Origin of the sequence: Luteimonas sp. S4-F44, assembly GCF_022637415.1 — a bacterium.
In the GTDB taxonomy this organism is placed as follows: Bacteria; Pseudomonadota; Gammaproteobacteria; order Xanthomonadales; family Xanthomonadaceae; genus Luteimonas.
Window position 1 is genome coordinate 972,319 of sequence record NZ_CP093340.1, and the last position, 17,883, is coordinate 990,201.

General features: G+C 67.3%; 20 protein-coding genes. 17 read left to right on the forward strand and 3 right to left on the reverse strand.

Annotated elements, in window-relative coordinates; translation table 11 throughout:
* The first annotated feature begins 77 nt into the window (after positions 1 to 77).
* The 12 genes from rplR (at position 78) to MNO14_RS04510 (ending at position 8,758) form a co-directional block, all read left to right on the forward strand.
* On the forward strand, positions 78 to 434 hold the full coding sequence (rplR, locus tag MNO14_RS04455) for a 50S ribosomal protein L18 (protein WP_241945552.1): 357 nt from the start codon (positions 78 to 80) through the stop codon (positions 432 to 434).
* A gap of 165 nt (positions 435 to 599) precedes the next feature.
* Entirely contained in the window at positions 600 to 1,139 is a 540-nt protein-coding gene (gene rpsE / locus MNO14_RS04460; RefSeq protein ID WP_183426246.1) for a 30S ribosomal protein S5, read from the forward strand.
* The gene (gene rpmD / locus MNO14_RS04465; protein WP_241945553.1) at positions 1,132 to 1,329 is read left to right on the forward strand and encodes a 50S ribosomal protein L30; all 198 of its coding nucleotides are present in this window, start codon (positions 1,132 to 1,134) and stop codon (positions 1,327 to 1,329) included. Before rpsE ends, rpmD begins: the two co-directional genes overlap by 8 nt.
* Before the next feature lie 4 nt (positions 1,330 to 1,333).
* Positions 1,334 to 1,768 carry a 50S ribosomal protein L15 gene (rplO, locus tag MNO14_RS04470; RefSeq protein WP_183426245.1) on the forward strand — a complete coding sequence of 145 codons (435 nt, stop codon included), beginning with the start codon at positions 1,334 to 1,336 and terminating at the stop codon, positions 1,766 to 1,768.
* Positions 1,769 to 1,774: 6 nt separating this feature from the next.
* The gene (gene secY / locus MNO14_RS04475; protein ID WP_241945554.1) at positions 1,775 to 3,124 is read left to right on the forward strand and encodes a preprotein translocase subunit SecY; all 1,350 of its coding nucleotides are present in this window, start codon (positions 1,775 to 1,777) and stop codon (positions 3,122 to 3,124) included.
* A gap of 479 nt (positions 3,125 to 3,603) precedes the next feature.
* Entirely contained in the window at positions 3,604 to 3,960 is a 357-nt protein-coding gene (gene rpsM, locus MNO14_RS04480; protein ID WP_241945555.1) for a 30S ribosomal protein S13, read from the forward strand.
* Between the two features lie 12 nt (positions 3,961 to 3,972).
* Positions 3,973 to 4,365, forward strand: coding sequence for a 30S ribosomal protein S11 (gene rpsK, locus MNO14_RS04485; protein WP_047137623.1), 393 nt, complete (start codon positions 3,973 to 3,975; stop codon positions 4,363 to 4,365).
* Positions 4,366 to 4,380: 15 nt separating this feature from the next.
* Complete coding sequence (rpsD, locus tag MNO14_RS04490; protein WP_183426242.1) at positions 4,381 to 5,013, forward strand: 30S ribosomal protein S4; 633 nt, start codon at positions 4,381 to 4,383, stop codon at positions 5,011 to 5,013.
* Between the two features lie 55 nt (positions 5,014 to 5,068).
* Positions 5,069 to 6,067: a DNA-directed RNA polymerase subunit alpha gene (gene rpoA / locus MNO14_RS04495; RefSeq protein WP_241945556.1), complete on the forward strand. Its 999-nt coding sequence runs from the start codon at positions 5,069 to 5,071 to the stop codon at positions 6,065 to 6,067.
* Between the two features lie 186 nt (positions 6,068 to 6,253).
* Positions 6,254 to 6,631 (forward strand): 50S ribosomal protein L17, encoded by a 378-nt coding sequence (gene rplQ, locus MNO14_RS04500; protein WP_241945557.1) that lies wholly within the window; start codon positions 6,254 to 6,256, stop codon positions 6,629 to 6,631.
* Between the two features lie 174 nt (positions 6,632 to 6,805).
* Complete coding sequence (locus MNO14_RS04505; RefSeq protein ID WP_241945558.1) at positions 6,806 to 7,315, forward strand: disulfide bond formation protein B; 510 nt, start codon at positions 6,806 to 6,808, stop codon at positions 7,313 to 7,315.
* 48 nt (positions 7,316 to 7,363) lie between these two features.
* Positions 7,364 to 8,758 carry a 3-deoxy-7-phosphoheptulonate synthase class II gene (locus MNO14_RS04510; protein WP_241945559.1) on the forward strand — a complete coding sequence of 465 codons (1,395 nt, stop codon included), beginning with the start codon at positions 7,364 to 7,366 and terminating at the stop codon, positions 8,756 to 8,758.
* 225 nt (positions 8,759 to 8,983) lie between these two features.
* On the opposite strand, the gene MNO14_RS04515 is transcribed toward MNO14_RS04510, so the two are convergent.
* Genes MNO14_RS04515 through typA form a run of 3 tightly spaced genes read right to left on the reverse strand, consistent with a single transcriptional unit; the run spans position 8,984 to position 11,852 of the window.
* On the reverse strand, positions 8,984 to 9,442 hold the full coding sequence (locus MNO14_RS04515) for a DUF2127 domain-containing protein (protein ID WP_241945560.1): 459 nt from the start codon (positions 9,440 to 9,442) through the stop codon (positions 8,984 to 8,986).
* Positions 9,442 to 10,026: a 2'-5' RNA ligase family protein gene (locus tag MNO14_RS04520; RefSeq protein ID WP_241945561.1), complete on the reverse strand. Its 585-nt coding sequence runs from the start codon at positions 10,024 to 10,026 to the stop codon at positions 9,442 to 9,444. The genes MNO14_RS04515 and MNO14_RS04520 overlap by 1 nt, the downstream gene beginning before the upstream one ends.
* The gene (gene typA / locus MNO14_RS04525) at positions 10,023 to 11,852 is read right to left on the reverse strand and encodes a translational GTPase TypA (RefSeq protein ID WP_241945562.1); all 1,830 of its coding nucleotides are present in this window, start codon (positions 11,850 to 11,852) and stop codon (positions 10,023 to 10,025) included. Before typA ends, MNO14_RS04520 begins: the two co-directional genes overlap by 4 nt.
* Positions 11,853 to 12,006: 154 nt before the next feature.
* On the opposite strand from typA, the gene MNO14_RS04530 reads away from it, so the two are divergent.
* From MNO14_RS04530 to prpE, 5 genes are all read left to right on the forward strand, one after another.
* The gene (locus MNO14_RS04530; RefSeq protein WP_183426235.1) at positions 12,007 to 12,501 is read left to right on the forward strand and encodes a peptidylprolyl isomerase; all 495 of its coding nucleotides are present in this window, start codon (positions 12,007 to 12,009) and stop codon (positions 12,499 to 12,501) included.
* A 50-nt stretch (positions 12,502 to 12,551) separates the two neighbouring features.
* Positions 12,552 to 13,334 carry a hypothetical protein gene (locus tag MNO14_RS04535; protein WP_241945563.1) on the forward strand — a complete coding sequence of 261 codons (783 nt, stop codon included), beginning with the start codon at positions 12,552 to 12,554 and terminating at the stop codon, positions 13,332 to 13,334.
* A 144-nt stretch (positions 13,335 to 13,478) separates the two neighbouring features.
* On the forward strand, positions 13,479 to 14,678 hold the full coding sequence (locus MNO14_RS04540) for an aminotransferase class I/II-fold pyridoxal phosphate-dependent enzyme (RefSeq protein WP_241945564.1): 1,200 nt from the start codon (positions 13,479 to 13,481) through the stop codon (positions 14,676 to 14,678).
* Positions 14,679 to 14,747: 69 nt separating this feature from the next.
* Complete coding sequence (locus tag MNO14_RS04545; protein ID WP_241945565.1) at positions 14,748 to 15,734, forward strand: malate dehydrogenase; 987 nt, start codon at positions 14,748 to 14,750, stop codon at positions 15,732 to 15,734.
* 210 nt (positions 15,735 to 15,944) lie between these two features.
* A complete protein-coding gene (gene prpE, locus MNO14_RS04550; RefSeq protein WP_241945566.1) occupies positions 15,945 to 17,846 on the forward strand; it encodes a propionate--CoA ligase in 1,902 nt (633 codons plus the stop codon).
* Positions 17,847 to 17,883 lie beyond the last annotated feature (37 nt).

Below are 17,883 nucleotides of genomic sequence, written 5' to 3' on the forward strand. Positions count from 1 at the left end.
CCTGCCCCGCCGCGGTTTCCCGGTCCTCACCCCCGACTTCTGTGTCCAGGCCGATCCGCTTCCACGAGGTCACCATCATGAGCATCAAGAACACCGCCCGCCTGCGTCGCGCCAAGTCGACCCGTGCGCGCATCCGCGAACTGGGCGTGCCGCGCTTGTCGGTGCTGCGCACCGGTCAGCACATTTACGCCCAGTTGTTCAACTCGGACGGCTCGAAGGTCCTGGCTGCGGCCAGCACGACCCAGAGCGATGTCCGCGAGGGTCTGAAGAACGGCAAGAACGCCGACGCCGCAGCCAAGGTCGGCCGCGCCATCGCCGAGAAGGCCAAGGCCGCGGGCATCGAGCGCGTCGCGTTCGATCGTTCGGGCTACCGCTACCACGGTCGCATCAAGGCGCTGGCCGACGCGGCGCGCGAAGGCGGCCTGCAGTTCTGATTCATGCTGTCGGCGCCGCGCCTTGTGCGCGGCGTCGCCTGACGCGCCGGCACGCGATGTGTCGGGCGCCCGTGGCCTTCTGTGCCGCGTCCGCGTTCCACCGCTCCAGATCACAACTCCAAGCGGCCCAAGCCGTACATCATTTCTCCAATACAGGCATTCAAGATGGCAAACGAAAGGGAAAACCGCGGGCGCGACCGTAATCGCGACCGCGAAGAGCTTGACGACGGCATGATCGAGAAGCTGATCACGGTCAACCGCGTCAGCAAGACCGTCAAGGGCGGTCGCCAGTTCACGTTCACCGCGCTGACGGTCGTCGGCGACGGCAACGGCAAGGTCGGCTTCGGCTACGGCAAGGCGCGCGAAGTGCCGGTCGCGATCCAGAAGTCGATGGAGCAGGCCCGCAAGAACCAGAAGGCCGTCGATCTCAACGGCAGCACCCTGTGGCACACGGTCAAGTCGCGCCACGGTGCGGCGAACGTGTTCATGCAGCCCGCCTCCGAGGGTACCGGCGTGATCGCCGGTGGCGCGATGCGCGCCGTGCTCGAGGCCGTCGGCGTGAAGGACGTGCTGGCCAAGGCCGTGGGTTCGCGCAACCCGATCAACCTGGTGCGCGCGACGATCCGCGGCCTGTCGGAGATGCATTCGCCGGCGCAGATCGCGGCCAAGCGCGGCAAGAAGCTGGAGGACATCACCCATGGCTAAGAACGAAGCCGCCGGCGGCACCGTGAAGGTGCGTCTGGTGAAGGGGTTGCGCGGTGCGCAGGCCAAGCACCGTCTGTCGGTCAAGGCGTTGGGCCTCAGCAAGCTCAACGACGTGCGCGAACTGAAGGACAGCCCGCAGGTCCGTGGCCTGATCAACAAGGTCCATTATCTGGTCCGGGTCGAGGAATAATCACATGAAGCTCAATACTCTCAAGCCCGCACCGGGCGCCCGCACCGAGCGCACTCGCGTCGGTCGCGGTATCGGCTCGGGCCTCGGCAAGACCGCCGGCCGCGGCCACAAGGGTTCGTTCGCACGTTCGGGCAAGGGCAAGATCAAGGCCGGCTTCGAAGGCGGCCAGATGCCGCTGCGCAAGCGTTTGCCGAAGGTCGGCTTCCGTTCGCGCCTGAAGAACGACACCGCCGAGGTCTTCCTGTACCAGCTCGAGAAGCTCGAAGGCACGGTCGATTTCGCCGCGCTGCGCGCCGCCAAGCTGGTGCCGGCGACCGCCAAGCGCGCCAAGATCGTCAAGAACGGCGAGATCGGCAAGGCGCTGACCTTCAAGGGCCTGCTGGCCACCGCTGGCGCCCGTGCGGCGATCGAAGCGGCCGGCGGCAAGGTCGAGGAGTAATCGCCGATGTCGCGGAGCGGCAGCGCAATGGGTGGGGTTGGCGCCGGGCTCGGTAAGTTCACCGAGCTCCGCCAGCGCCTGCTGTTCGTGCTCGGGGCCCTGATCGTCTATCGCATCGGGTGCTTCATCCCGGTCCCGGGCGTCAATCCCGAGGCCATGCTGCAGCTGATGGAGCAGCAGGAAGGCACGATCGTGGACATGTTCAACATGTTCTCCGGTGGTGCGCTGTCGCGCTTCAGCCTGTTCGCGCTGAACGTGATCCCGTACATCTCCGCGTCCATTGTCATGCAGTTGCTGGTGCAGGTGGTGCCGAGCCTGAAGGCCATCCAGAAGGAAGGCGAGTCGGGCCGGCGCCGCATCACCCAGTGGTCGCGCATCGGTGCGATCCCGCTGGCGATCTTCCAGTCGGCGGGTATCGCGGTGGCGTTGCAGAGCTCGGGCGCCAACAACGGCATCCCGGTCGTCTATTCGCCGGGCATGGGCTTCGTGCTGACCGCGATCGTCGCGCTCACCGCCGGCACCATGTTCCTGGTCTGGCTGGGCGAGCAGGTCACCGAGCGCGGTATCGGCAACGGCGTGTCGCTGATCATCTTCGCGGGCATCGTCGCCGGCCTGCCAGGCGCGGTGTTCGGCACGATCGAGTCGCTGCGCAATGGCGACATGAGCCCGATCGCGGCGATCCTGCTGGTGGCGGTGGTGCTGGCGGCGACGTTCTTCGTGGTGTTCGTCGAGCGTGGCCAGCGTCGGATCACGGTCAACTACGCGCGCCGCCAGGGCGGTCGCAACGCGTACATGAACCAGACTTCGTTCCTGCCGCTGAAGCTGAACATGGCGGGTGTGATCCCGGCAATTTTCGCCTCGTCGATCATCATGTTCCCGGCGACGGTCTCGACCTGGTTCGGTGAGGCCGGATCGGCGACCTGGCTGCAGCGCCTGGCGCAGGCGATGTCGCCTGGCGAGCCGCTGTACGTGCTGCTGTTCGGTGGTCTGATCGCTGGTTTCGCGTTCTTCTACACCGCCCTGGTGTTCAACTCGCAGGAAACCGCCGACAACCTGAAGAAGTCCGGCGCGCTGATTCCGGGCATCCGCCCGGGCAAGGCGACCGCGGACTACATCGATGGCGTGCTGACCCGTCTGACCGCGGTTGGCGCCGCCTATCTGGTGCTGGTCTGTCTGCTGCCGGAGTTCATGCGCGCCGAGTTCGGCAGCTCCTTCCACTTCGGCGGCACGTCGCTGCTGATCGTGGTGGTGGTGGTGATGGACTTCATCGCCCAGGTCCAGTCGCATCTGATGTCGCACCAGTACGAGAGCCTGCTCAAGAAGGCCAATCTCAAGGGCGGCTCGCGCCCCCGCTGAGGTCCCGCGTTTCGGCGCCGCCCCTCAGGTCGGGGCGGCGTGTGGTTCCGGCCTGCGCCGACGGCGTGCGCTGGGCGCCGCTTGGTGGTATGCTGTTCTGCTGCCGCCGGTCGCTTCGTGCGCCGGCACAGAATTCTTCGCGGTCCGGGACTCTCCCCGGTATCGCACGTCTCGCCCGGCAGGGCGGGGCACGGGCTCCGGACACACGCGCCGGAACCCAGGATGGGCGACTCGCGCGGCGGTCTCGGGCGCGGGTGGTGCAGGGTGATCCGCACGCCAGAGTAGCGCGCGGGGCATCCGGGGAGTCGTCCCCGGTTGCCGCCCCGGTACCGTCGCCGGAGCATGGGCACACTCCCCATGCCGGGTCGAGCCGCTGGGTCGGGGCGCGACTGCAAGAAGGTCCGAGGCCTTGCTATCATTTCATGTTCCCTTTTGTCGGGATTGAACCCCCGGCAGCCCCAACAGTTGGAGATCCGCGCATGGCGCGTATTGCAGGCGTGAACCTGCCTGCCCAGAAGCATGTCTGGGTCGGGCTTCAGAGCATCTACGGCATCGGCCGTACCCGGTCGAAGAAGGTCTGCGAATCCGCGGGCGTCGAGGCCACCACCAAGATCCGCGACCTGTCGGAGCCGGAAGTCGAGCGCCTGCGCGCCGAAGTCGGCAAGTTCGTGGTCGAGGGCGACCTGCGTCGTGAGGTCGGTATCGCGATCAAGCGTCTGATGGACCTGTCGTGCTACCGCGGCCTGCGCCATCGTCGCGGCCTGCCGCTGCGCGGCCAGCGCACCCGGACCAATGCCCGTACCCGCAAGGGTCCGCGCAAGGCCATCAGGAAGTAAGGAACCGTACCCATGGCCAAGCCGTCCGCAACCAAAACCAAGAAGAAGATCAAGCGCGTCGTCACCGACGGCATCGCGCACGTCCACGCTTCGTTCAACAACACGATCGTCACGATCACCGACCGCCAGGGCAATGCGCTCTCGTGGGCGACCTCCGGCGGTGCCGGCTTCCGCGGTTCGCGCAAGTCGACCCCGTTCGCAGCCCAGGTGGCTGCCGAGAAGGCCGGCAAGGCCGCACTCGACTACGGCGTCAAGTCGCTGGAAGTTCGCATCAAGGGCCCGGGTCCGGGTCGTGAGTCGGCCGTGCGTTCGCTCAACAACGTGGGCTACAAGATCATCAACATCATCGACGTGACGCCAATCCCGCACAACGGGTGCCGTCCGCCGAAGAAGCGTCGCGTCTAAAGGAGCGATCAAGAAATGGCTCGTTATATCGGTCCTACCTGTAAGCTCGCGCGCCGCGAAGGCGCCGACCTGTCGCTCAAGAGCCCGACGCGTGCGTTGGATTCCAAGTGCAAGCTCGAGCAGAAGCCCGGCCAGCACGGCGCGGGCAACACCCGTCGCGGCAAGCTGTCCGACTACGCCACCCAGCTGCGCGAGAAGCAGAAGGTCAAGCGTATCTACGGTCTGCTGGAGCGTCAGTTCCGCAACTACTACAAGAAGGCCTCGACCAAGAAGGGCAACACGGGTGAGAACCTGCTGCAGCTCCTCGAGACCCGCCTCGACAACGTCGTCTATCGCATGGGCTTCGCCGTCACCCGCCCGGCCGCGCGCCAGCTGGTGTCGCACCGCGGTGTCACGGTCAACGGTCAGCCGGTCAATCTGCCGTCGTACCAGGTCAAGGCCGGCGACGCGATCGCGCTGTCGGAGAAGGCCCAGAAGCAGCTCCGCGTCCAGGAGGCTCTGACCGTCTCCTCGTCGATGGACCTGTCGCCGTCGTGGGTCGAGGTCGATTCGAAGAAGTTCAGCGGCGTGTTCAAGGCCGTGCCCGATCGTGGTGACCTGCCGGCGGACATCAACGAAGCGCTGATCGTCGAGCTGTACTCGAAGTAATTCATTCAGGCCTCCGCGCCCCCCGGCGCGGACGGTCTCCAGGAGACACACAAACATGACGGCTACCGCCAACCAGGTACTGCGTCCCCGTGGCCCGCAGATCGAACGCCTTGCCGGCAACCGTGCGAAGGTCGTGATCGAGCCGCTGGAGCGCGGTTACGGGCACACGCTGGGCAACGCCCTGCGTCGCGTGCTGCTGTCGTCGATCCCGGGCTTCGCGATCACCGAAGTCGAGATCGACGGCGTGCTGCACGAGTACAGCACCATCGAGGGCCTGCAGGAAGACGTGCTCGAAGTCCTGTTGAACCTGAAGGATGTCGCGATCCGCATGGGCACCGGCGAAAGCGCGACGCTGTCGCTGTCGAAGTCGGGTCCCGGCGTGGTGACTGCTGCCGACATCAAGACCGACCACAACGTCGAGATTCTCAACGGCGAGCATGTGATCTGCCATCTGACCAAGGATGCGTCGATCAACATGCGCCTGAAGATCGAGCGCGGTTTCGGCTACCAGCCGGCCGCCGCCCGTCGTCGTCCCGACGAGGAGACCCGTGCGATCGGTCGCCTGATGCTCGATGCGTCGTTCTCGCCCGTCCGCCGCGTCGCCTATGAGGTCGAGGCCGCTCGCGTCGAGCAGCGTACCGACCTGGACAAGCTGGTCATCGACATCGAGACCAATGGCACGATCGATGCCGAGGAAGCCGTGCGCACCGCCGCCGACATCCTCACCGAGCAGCTGTCGGTGTTCGGCGACTTCACGCACCGCGACCGCGGCGCCGCCAAGCCGCAGACCCCGGGCGTCGATCCGATCCTGCTGCGCCCGATCGATGATCTGGAGCTGACGGTGCGTTCGGCCAACTGCCTCAAGGCCGAGAGCATCTATTACATTGGCGACCTGATCCAGAAGACCGAGGTCGAGCTGCTCAAGACGCCGAACCTGGGCAAGAAGTCGCTCACCGAGATCAAGGAAGTGCTCGCGCAGCGCGGCCTGGCCCTGGGCATGAAGCTCGAGAACTGGCCGCCGGCCGGCGTCTCGGCGCACGGCATGCTTGGCTGATGCAACATGTGGAAGGCGCGTCCTCGAAGGACGCGCCTTTCGCACATCGCCAGACGGGCTTCGAGGCCCGCGGCGATCGCCGGTGACGGAGCCCCGGTTTTTCGGACCACCCGCAGTCCAAGTCACAACGCCAGGATGGCGACAACGATGTCCAACGACCCACCATTCCACTGAAGGATTCATCCCATGCGCCACCAGAAAGCCGGTCGCAAGTTCAACCGCACCAGCGCCCATCGCGAAGCGATGTTCCGCAACATGGCCGCCTCGCTGATCAAGAACGAGCTGATCAAGACCACGCTGCCCAAGGCCAAGGAACTGCGCCGTGTGGCCGAGCCGCTGATCACGCTGGCCAAGGTCGACGGCGTCGCCAACCGCCGCCTCGCTTTCGCGCGTCTGCGCGACAAGGCAGCGGTCGGCACCCTGTTCACGACGCTGGGTCCGCGCTACCAGTCGCGTCCGGGCGGTTACCTGCGCATCCTCAAGGCGGGCTTCCGCGCCGGCGACAACGCGCCGATGGCCTACGTCGAGCTGGTCGATCGCCCGCAGGCCGACGCCGCCGAGTGATCCAGGCCGATCGCGCATTGCCCGGTCCGTGTCTCCCAGAAACCCCGGCCCATGCCGGGGTTTTCTGCGTCCGGGGCGCGCGCAGGGACCCAAGGCCAGGCGCCTTGCGCAGCAGGCCTTTGGCTTTCGCCGCTGCGGCGGGATAATCGCCGTCTCCCTTTCTGGCCCATTTCCATGAATCCACTGCGCTGGTCGTTCCGCACCTTGATGCTCGTCGGCGGGGTCGCCTGCTTTGCGCTGATCGGTTTTGCGATCTATTCGCAGCTGCAGTGGGGATTGCAGCCCTGTCCGTTGTGCATCTTCCAGCGCATCGCGTTCGCGGCGCTCGGCTTGGTGCTGCTGGTCGCCGGCGCGCATGCGCCCAGGGGGCAGGGCGGACGGCGCGTCTACGGCCTGCTGGGCCTGGCGGCGGCCGCGGTCGGCATCGGCGTCGCCGGGCGGCATGTCTGGCTGCAGATGCATCCGCCGGGCTTCGTGAGCTGCGGTGCGCCGTTTGCGTTCATGCGCCAGACCATGGACACGCCGACGCTGATCCAGAAGGTCCTGACCGGCAGTGGCGACTGCGGCACGATCGACTGGACGTTCCTGGGCCTGTCGATGCCCGCCTGGAGCCTGCTGTGGTTCGTGTTGCTGGGCGCGGTCGCGGTGTATGCCGCATGGCGCCCACAGCGCGGCCGAAATTGACGCAGCGCAGCAAGCTGCGATGATGTGCGCTCGTACGAGGATGTTCCGATGCCCGCTTCCGCCGAACGCAGTCTGCGCCCTGTGACCCTGCCCGAAGACTGGGCCCCCGAAAGCTGGCGCAGCCGTCCCGCCGCGCAGCTGCCGGTCTATCCCGATGCCGAGGCGCTGGGCGAGGTGCAGACCGAATTGCGGGCGTTGCCGCCGCTGGTGACTTCCTGGGAGATCCTGAGCCTGAAGCAGCAGTTGGCCGAAGCCCAAAACGGCCAGCGCTTCGTGTTGCAGGGCGGCGATTGCGCCGAGCACTTCGGTGACTGCACCTCGGAGATCATCTCCAATCGCCTGAAGGTGCTGCTGCAGATGAGCCTGGTGCTCGTGCACGGCATGCGTCTGCCGGTAGTGCGGGTCGGCCGGTTCGCGGGCCAGTACGCCAAGCCGCGCTCGGCCGACACCGAGGTCCGCGATGGTGTGGCCCTGCCTAGCTATCGTGGCGACGTGGTCAATGCGCCGGCGTTCACCGCGCAGGCGCGGACGCCAGACCCGCGCCGCATGATCAAGGCGCATGCGCGTTCGGCGATGACGATGAACTTCGTCCGCTCGTTGATCGACGGCGGTTTCGCCGACCTGCATCACCCCGAGTACTGGGGGCTGGATTGGGTGGGGCATTCGCCGCTCGCCGAGGAGTACCAGCGCATGGTCTCGGGGCTCGGCGATGCGGTGCGTTTCATGGAAACGCTGGCCGGCACCCAGGTGCACACGCTCAAGCGTGTCGATTTCTACACCTCGCACGAAGCGCTGCTGCTGCCTTACGAGGAGGCACAGACGCGCCAGGTGCCGCGCCAGTGGGGCTGGTTCAACCTCAGCACGCATTTTCCATGGATCGGCGTGCGCACTGCGGCGCTCGACGGCGCGCATGTCGAGTACTTTCGCGGCCTGCGCAATCCGATCGGCGTCAAGGTCGGCCCGACCTCGACCCCGGACGCGCTGTTGCGCCTGGTCGAAGTGCTCAATCCCGACGACGAGCCGGGTCGACTGAGCCTGATCCACCGCATGGGCGCGACCCAGATCGCCGAGCGCCTGCCGACGCTGCTGGATGCGGTGAAGCGCTCCGGCCGCCGTGTGCTGTGGATCTGCGACCCGATGCATGGCAACACCGAGTCGACCCGCAATGGCTTCAAGACCCGGCGCTTCGACAACATCCGCAGCGAGATCGAGCAGGCATTCGACCTGCATGCCGCAGCCGGCACCCGCCTGGGAGGCGTGCATCTGGAGCTGACCGGCGAGGACGTCACCGAGTGCATGGGCGGCGCGCGGGCGCTGACCGAGGTCGATCTGGAGCGCGCCTACAAGAGCCAGGTCGACCCGCGGCTCAACTACGAGCAGGCGCTGGAGACGGCGATGCTGATCGTGCGCAAGCATGCGCAGGTTGGGCGCGCGGTGGGGTGAGTCACTTCGGCGGCTGCAAGTCGAGCTGGCTCCGGGCGGGCATCGGCCTGCCGGCCGGAAGCCGCTTTTCCCTCGGTCAAGGCATCCTGCCTTGACTCGGGCGCGCGCCATCCATGGCCCGCGGCGGCGAGTCAGGCATGGATGCCTGACCGAGCCGAGGAGTAACCCCCGGCCGGCGCAACGCTGTTTCCGAAGTCGAGCGCAGGCCGCTCCGTGCGTGCTGCTTCAGCCGCCCGCACGCCGCCGGTACAGATCGCGGGCCAGCACCAGCACGATCAGCAGATTGACCAGGAACACACCCCAGGTCATCCAGTCGGGGTGGTGCCAGAGCGCGTAGATCTCGAACGGCAGATACGCGGCCGCGCCGATGACGCCGAGCCACGAGGCCCAGGCGCGATGCCACCATAGACCCCAGGCTTCGAGCAGGCGCATGCCCGCATAGATCAGCGCGACGGCGATCGCGATGTGCAACGTCTGCGGTGTGATCGCATCGAGCAGATCCGTGCCGAAGCGATCAGCATCCGCGCCGAAGCGCGCGAGCACGTGCTCGACCCGATGCTGCAGCGCGTCGGGGCCGACCGCCGCCAGGCCGCCGGCGACAAGCAGGGCGATGGCGCCCTTGCCGGCCTCGAACAACGCGATTGCGCGCAGGCCCTTGTGTGAGGGGGTGATGTCGTCGGTCATCAGAACAACGCGTCCTGGCGCGGCGGCAGGGGAAGGGGAGCGCCGGTCAGCGGCCAGCAGTCGAGCGCTTCATAGCGGCCGCCGGGATTGAACAGCAATTCGAAGGTGTCGACCGTCAGCGGGCCGATGTCGCAATCCACGGCGTCGAGCCAGGGCTGCGTGTCGAGCCCCTTTGGCAGATAGGCCAGTGTCACGTGCGGCTGGGTCGTCACCTGCGCTGGCAGGATGCCGCAGCGGCGGATCGCATCGCGCGTCGCATCGCACAGCGCCTGCAAGGCCCGGCAGTTGTGCGGCAACGCGACGACCGCCCCCGACTGGCGCCAGTAGGCGAGACGTTCGAGGGTGCACGTGTGTGACGGGATGCCGGCCGCGGCCGCTGCGAACGCATCGCGCAGCGCCGGCGTTGCGAGATGACCCACGTCGTGGCCGATGAAGCAGAGCGTGGCGTGCCACTGGTCGGCGCGCCGCAGTTGCAAAGAAGGCGCGTCCGATGGACGCGCCTCCTGCAAGCGTTGCGACAGCGTCGCGAGCGCCGCCCGACCGACGGCGTCAGGCCGCCAGGCCGGGAACAGCGCCTGGCTCACGCGGCGCGCGAAGCGCGCTTGCGGTCGCTCTCGGTCAGCAGCTTCTTGCGCAGCCGGATTTCCTTCGGGGTGACTTCGACCAGCTCGTCGTCCTCGATGAAATCCAGGGCCTGTTCCAGCGAGTACTTCAGCGCCGGGGTCAGTTTGATCGCATCGTCCTTGCCCGAGGCGCGGACGTTGGTCAGCGGCTTGCCCTTGATGACGTTGACCGTCAGGTCGTTGTCCTTGGAGTGGATGCCGACCAGCTGCCCCTCGTAGACGTTGTCGCCTTCGGCCGCGAACAGCCGGCCGCGTTCTTCCAGCGGGCCGAGCGAGTAGGCCGGCGTCATGCCCGGCGCATTGGCGATCATCACGCCGTTGTTGCGCTTGGCGATCGGGCCGGTCTCCTTCGGGCCGTAATGGTCGAAGACGTGGAACAGCAGGCCCGAGCCCTGGGTCAGGGTCTTGAACTCGTTCTGGAAGCCGATCAGGCCGCGCGCCGGGATCATGTAGTCCAGACGCACGCGGCCCTTGCCGTCGGGCTCCATGTTCTTGAGCTGCGCCTTGCGGGTGCCGAGCTTCTCCATCACGCCGCCCTGGTGCTGCTCTTCGATGTCCACCACGAGCTGCTCGACCGGCTCCATCAGCTGGCCGTCGATCTCCTTGATGATCACCTCCGGGCGCGACACGGCCAGCTCGTAGCCTTCACGGCGCATGTTCTCGATCAGCACCGACAGGTGTAGCTCGCCGCGGCCCGAGACCAGGAACTTGTCGGCGTCGGCGGTCTCTTCGACCTTCAGCGCGACGTTGTGCAGCGTCTCGCGCTCCAGGCGCTCGCGGATCTGGCGGCTGGTGATGAACTTGCCGCCGCTGTGCTCCTTGCTGCCGGCGAACGGCGAGTTGTTGACCTGGAAGGTCATCGAGATCGTCGGCTCGTCGACGGTCAGTGCCGGCAGCGCCTCGGGGGTGTCGAGCGCGCAGACGGTGTCGGAGATCGACAGGTCCTGCACGCCGGCGATCGCGACGATGTCGCCGGCCTGCGCCTCCTCGACCTCCACGCGCTCCAGGCCCAGGAAGCCGAGCACCTGCACGACTTTGCCCTGGCGCTTCTTGCCTTCGCGGTCGACGACGCTCACCGGCATGTTCTTCTTCAGCTTGCCGCGCTGGATGCGGCCGATGCCGATCAGGCCGACGAAGTTGTTGTAGTCGAGCTGGCTGATGCGCATCTGGAACGCGCCGTCGCTGTCGACTTCGGGCGCCGGCACGTGCTGCATGATCGCTTCGTAGAGCGGGGTCATGTCGCCCGAGCGGACGCTGTCGTCCAGGCTCGCGTAACCGTGCAGCGCCGAGGCGTAGACGATCGGGAAGTCGAGCTGCTCGTTGGTCGCGCCGAGCTTGTCGAACAGGTCGAACACCTGGTCGATGACCCAGTCGGGACGCGCGCCGGGGCGGTCGATCTTGTTGACGACGACGATCGGCTTGAAGCCCATCGCGAACGCCTTCTGGGTCACGAAGCGGGTCTGCGGCATCGGCCCGTCCATCGCGTCGACCAGGATCAGCACCGAGTCGACCATCGACAGCACGCGCTCGACCTCGCCGCCGAAGTCGGCGTGGCCGGGGGTGTCGACGATGTTGATGCGGTTGCCCTGCCAGTTGATGGCGGTGTTCTTGGCCAGGATCGTGATGCCACGCTCCTTTTCCTGGTCGTTGCTGTCCATCACGCGCTCGGCGAGCACGGTGCGTTCGGACAGGGTGCCCGACTGCTTGAGCAGCTGGTCGACGAGGGTGGTCTTGCCGTGGTCGACGTGGGCGACGATGGCGATGTTGCGCAGGCGTTCGAGAGACATGGGCAAGGCCGCACCTGGCTTTGACCTGGCGCGCTAGGGCAGTGGAGGAAGCCGGCTATCATACCTTGTCGCGCGCCGCGCGCGACAGGCGGCTTGAAATCGGCCATTGGGGCCGCATCCAGCCTGTCGGACCACCCCAACCCAGGATTTACCGATGTCCCTGCACGCCGTATTCGATACCGACCGTGGCCAGATCCAGGTCGAGCTGTTCGCCGACAAGGCCCCGCTGACCGTCGCCAACTTCGTCAACCTGGCCAAGCGCGGCTTCTACGACGGGCTGAACTTCCACCGCGTCATCGCCGACTTCATGGTCCAGGGCGGCTGCCCCGAGGGCTCGGGGCGCGGCGGCCCGGGGTATCGTTTCGAAGATGAAACGAACAATGGCGTCAAGCATGAACGCGGCGTGCTGTCGATGGCCAACGCCGGTCCCAACACCAACGGCAGCCAGTTCTTCATCACCCACATCAAGACCGACTGGCTGGACGGCAAGCACACCGTGTTCGGCAAGGTCACCCAGGGCCTGGACGTGGTGGACGCGATCAAGCAGGGCGACGTCATCAAGTCGGTGAAGATCGAAGGCGACGCCGAGGCCGTGCTGGCTGCCAAGGCCGATCGCGTCGCGGAGTGGAACAAGACCCTCGCGGCGTGATGCAATCGGCAGGCCGGCGCATCGCCGGCCTGCCTGCTGCGAGGGACGCCATGACATCGCCTGTCCGCCTGCGATCCCTCGCGCTGCTACCGGCCCTGCTGCTGGGCCTGGTCGCCTGCGAGCGCCCGTCCGAGGGTGCGCAATTGGCCCCGTCCACACCGTCCCCGTCGGCATCGCAGCCCCAGGACCCGGCGTTCGAGCAGAGCCTGGAGGGCATCTGGAGCACTGGCGGCGCGCAGGGCGACGATGCGCAGACGGTCTACGCCATCCAATACCAGGCGGGCGCAGGCCTGCGGATCCTGCGCGATGGTGCCTGGCTCGACGGCACGGTTGAGGACGTGGACCTCGACAACCAGACCCTGGCCTTCCGCATCGACCGCAAAGACGGACCCAGCGAGACCGCCACACTGCGCAAGGTGCGCGATCCGACCGCTGGCGACGGCTTCACCTTGCGCCTGACCTGGGCGCAGGGGCAGACCGAGGAACTGGGCTTCGTGCGCCGCCTCACCCCGCGCGATCGCCAGGAGATCACGCTCGCCGTCTCGCAGGCCGAGCAGGTGCCCGCGGTGGCTTGCGACACCGACGCCGCCCAGGGCAGTCTGCGTGCGACGCTGGCCTGCAACCGCGACGACTTCGCCGCGCTCGACCGCAACCTGCACGCGCAACTGGTCGAACTGTCGGCGCGCTATCCCGACGGCGACCGCACCGCGGCGGTGGTGGTTCAGCAGCTCGACGCCTGCACCACGCCGGCCTGCCTGCGCGAGGTCTACGCAAAGTGGCAGGCCTACTTCGACGAGAACTACGACCTGGGCGACGTGCTGGACTATCTGTAGGCGCCAACGCCCACGCGCCGGTCGCTCGCGCAGCGGGTCGAGTGGCGAACGTGGCACGGCCCGGATGGGGCGCCGTGATACCATTTCGCGCCGGAAAAACCGCCCTCCAGCTGCCGGCCAGCCCTCCCAGAACGAGGTTGTGCGATGCTCCAGCTCGCTGCGCGCACCGGTCGCGCCAAACCCAGCGCCATCATGCAGGTGGCCGAGAAGGCCAAGCGTCTGAAGGCCGAGGGGCGGGACATCATCAGTTTCTCGATCGGCGTGCCGAACTTCCTGCCCGGCCCGCACGTCTACGCCGCCGCGCGCGACGCGCTCGAGCGCGACAGCGGCCAGTACGGCAGCAATCGTGGCGGCGATGCGCTGCTCGACGCCTTCATCGGCCATCTCGACCGCATCGGCCTGCCGGGCTATACGCGTGCCCACTGTGCGAGCGGCATCGGCGCCAAGCACATCCTTTACACGCTGGCCGAAGTGCTGCTGGACGAAGGCGATGGGTTCGCGTTCGCCACGCCGTACTGGACGACCTATCTCGACATCGCGCAGATCGTCGGCGCCGACATCCGGCTGCTGCCGTGCCCGCCGGAACAGGACTACAAGCTGACGCCGGCCCAACTCGACGCCGCACTGGCGCAACGGCCCAAGGTCTTCCTGTTCAACAACCCGTCCAACCCGACCGGCATGGTCTACACGCAGGGCGAGATCGCCGCGCTGGCGGACGTGATGGCGCGCCATCCCGACACCTGGATCGTCACCGACGACATCTACAACGCGATGGTGTTCGACGGCATCGGCTACCACCACGTCACGCAGGCCCGTCCCGAGCTGCGCGAGCGCACGATCTTCGTCGACTCCTTGTCCAAGACCTATGGCATGCCGGGCTGGCGCGTCGGCCTGCTGGCCGGCCCCGAACGCGTCGCGACTGCGTTTGCGACGATGAACTCCAACCACATCACCAATGTGCCGGAGGTCGTGACCGCGGCCGCGGTCGCCGCACTGTCCGGTCCCCAGGACGTGCCCAGGGCCAAGTGCGCCGAGTTCCAGGCGCGTCGCGACGTGGTGATGGCAGCCCTGGCGGAGATTCCGGGCGTGGTCTGCCCGAAGCCTGCCGGTGCGTTCTACGTGTTCCCCGATGTCAGCGTCGCGTTCGGCAAGTCGCATGGGGCGCTGCGCATCGAGAACGATGTCGACCTGTGCAATGCGCTGCTCGAGACCAAGGGCGTGGCCTGCGTACCCGGCTCGGCCTTCGGCGAGCCGCGGGCCCTGCGCATCAGCTACACCTGCCCGGAGGCACAACTGGTGCCTGGGCTGACCCGCATCCGCGAGTTCTTCGCGGAATTGACCTGAGCCGACGGCACCGCCGCCCGGTTCGCTTCCACCCACGTAACCGTTCGATTTGATACGAGAGGATTGACGATGAAGAAGCCCGTCCGTGTTGCCGTGACCGGCGCCGCCGGCCAGATCGGCTATGCGCTGCTGTTCCGGATCGCCTCCGGCGAGATGCTGGGCAAGGACCAGCCGGTGATCCTGCAACTGCTCGAGCTGCCGATCGACAAGGCGCAGGCCGCGCTCAAGGGCGTGATCATGGAGCTGGAGGACTGCGCGTTCCCGCTGCTGGCCGGCACCGTCGGCACCGACGATCCGGAAGTCGCGTTCAAGGACGCCGACATCGCGCTGCTGGTCGGTGCGCGTCCGCGCGGCCCGGGCATGGAGCGCAAGGACCTGCTGCTGGAGAACGCCAAGATCTTCACCGCCCAGGGCGCCGCGCTGAACAAGGTCGCCTCGCGCGACGTCAAGGTGCTGGTCGTCGGCAACCCGGCCAACACCAATGCCTACATCGCGATGAAGTCCGCGCCCGACCTGCCGGCCAAGAACTTCACCGCGATGCTGCGCCTGGACCACAACCGCGCGTTGAGCCAGCTGTCGACCAAGGCCGGCGTGGCCGTGGGTGAGATCGAGAAGCTGATCGTCTGGGGTAACCACAGCCCGACCATGTACCCCGACTACCGCTTCGCGACCGTCGGCGGCGCGTCGCTGAAGGACAAGATCGGCGACGACGCCTGGAACGCCGACACCTTCATCCCGCAGGTCGGCAAGCGCGGCGCGGCGATCATCGAGGCCCGTGGCCTGTCGTCGGCCGCTTCGGCCGCCAACGCCGCCATCGACCATGTGCGCGACTGGGTGCTCGGCTCGGGCGGCAAGTGGACCACGATGGGCATTCCCTCCGACGGGTCCTACGGCATCCCCGAGGGCGTGATCTTCGGCTTCCCGGTGACCACCGAGAACGGCGAGTACGCGATCGTCCGCGATCTGCCGATCGACGATTTCAGCCAGAAGGCCATCGACAAGACCCTGGCCGAGCTCGAGGAAGAGCGTTCGGGCGTCGCGCACCTGCTGGGCTGACCGGCACTGTCGTGTGCCTCGCAAGGCCGGCTCTCGGGCCGGCCTTGTCGTATCCGCGCAAGCGACGTCCGTCCGGTAGTGCAACGCCGCGCCATGCGTGGTCCAGGGCCGCCGCCAGGCCAGGATGCGCGCGTACTAGACCAACGTCGTAGCGCGGTCGGCGCACCGCACGGTCTAGCCTTCGAGATCCTCCCATCCGAAGGCAGGGCCATGCGTTACGACGACTTCCATCGCCGCTCCATCGACGATCCCGAAGGGTTCTGGGGCGAGCAGGCGCAGGCGATCCACTGGCACAAGGCGCCCGAGCGGATCCTTGATGATTCCAAGCCGCCATTTCGCAAGTGGTTCGTCGGCGGCCTGACCAATCTCTGCTACAACGCGGTCGACCGCCATCTCGAGACCGGCGGCGACCAGCTCGCGCTGGTGGCGATCTCGACCGAGACCGGCGAAACGCGCGAGCTCAGTTATCGCCAACTTCACCGCGAGGTCGTCGACTTCGCCGCGGTCTTGATCGCGCTCGGGGTCGGGCGCGGCGATCGCGTGGTCATCTACATGCCCAACATGGCCGAGGCGGTGTTCGCGATGCTCGCCTGCGCGCGGATCGGCGCGGTGCATTCGGTGGTCTTCGGCGGTTTTGCCGCGCACAACCTGGCGCTGCGCATCGACGACGCCAAGCCTGCGCTGCTGATCGCGGCCGACGCCGGCAGCCGCGGTGGCAAGGTCATTCCCTACAAGCCGCTGGTGGATGCCGCCCTGGCGCAGGCGACATCGCCGCCGCCGCGCGTACTGATCGTCGACCGCGGGCTCGCGCCCGGCGGGTCACGGGTCGAAGGACGCGATGTCGACTACGCCACGCTGCGCGCCGCGCATGCCGGCAGCGATGTGCCGGTCGAATGGCTGGAATCCAACGAGCCCAGTTACCTGCTCTACACCTCGGGCACGACCGGCAAGCCCAAGGGCGTGCAGCGCGATGTTGGCGGCTACGCGGTCGCGATGGCGCTGTCGATGTGGGCGATCTATGACGTGCGTCCGGGCCAGGCGATGTTCTCGACCTCCGACGTCGGCTGGGCGGTCGGCCACTCCTACAACGTCTACGGTCCGCTGATCGCCGGTGCCACCGCGATCCTCTACGAAGGTCTGCCGACGGCACCCGATGCGGGCATCTGGTGGAAGATCTGCGCCGACTATGGCGTGCGCACGATGTTTTCCTCGCCGACCGCGATCCGCGTGCTGAAGAAGCAGGACCCGAAGTTCCTGCGCCAGTACGACCTGTCGGCGCTGCGCTATCTGTTTCTGGCCGGCGAGCCGCTCGACGAGCCGACCGCGAGCTGGATCAGCGCCGGCCTGGGCGGCACGACGATCATCGACAACTACTGGCAGACCGAGACCGGATGGCCGGTGCTGGCGCTGATGCCCGGGGTCGAGATGAAGCCGGTGAAGTTCGGTTCGCCCGGACTGCCGACGCCCGGCTACGACCTGCGCGTGATCGACGAGGCAACCGGCGAGCGGGTGCCGCCGGGCACCAAGGGCGTGCTGGTGATCCAGCCGCCGCTGCCGCCGGGCTGCATGACTACAGTGTGGAACGACGACGCGCGGTTCCTGTCGAGCTACTTCTCGCACTTCAAGGCGCTGGTCTACAGCTCACTGGACTGGGCGATCCAGGACGCGGATGGCTACACCTTCATCCTCGGGCGCACCGACGATGTCATCAATGTCGCCGGCCATCGCCTGGGCACACGCGAGATCGAGGAGTCGGTGGCCAGTCACCCGGCCGTCGCCGAGGCCGCGGTGATCGGCGTGGCCGACGAGATCAAGGGACAGGTGCCGATCGTGTTCGCGACGCTTAAGCAGGCCGCGGCCGACCCCCAGGCCCAGCACGCCACCGCCGGGGAGATGATGCGCACGGTCGCCGATCAGCTCGGCGCGGTCGCGCGGCCCGCGCGGGTGTATGTCGTCAGTGCGCTGCCGAAGACACGCTCGGGCAAGCTGCTGCGGCGCTCGCTGCAGGCCTTGGCCGAATCGCGCGACCCGGGCGACCTGTCGACCCTGGACGATCCGAACGCGCTGGAAGAGGTGCGCCGGGTGCTCGCACGCGGCGCCGATGCCGGCTGAGCGTGGCCTCGTCGTGCTCGACGTTGAAGCTGCGTGC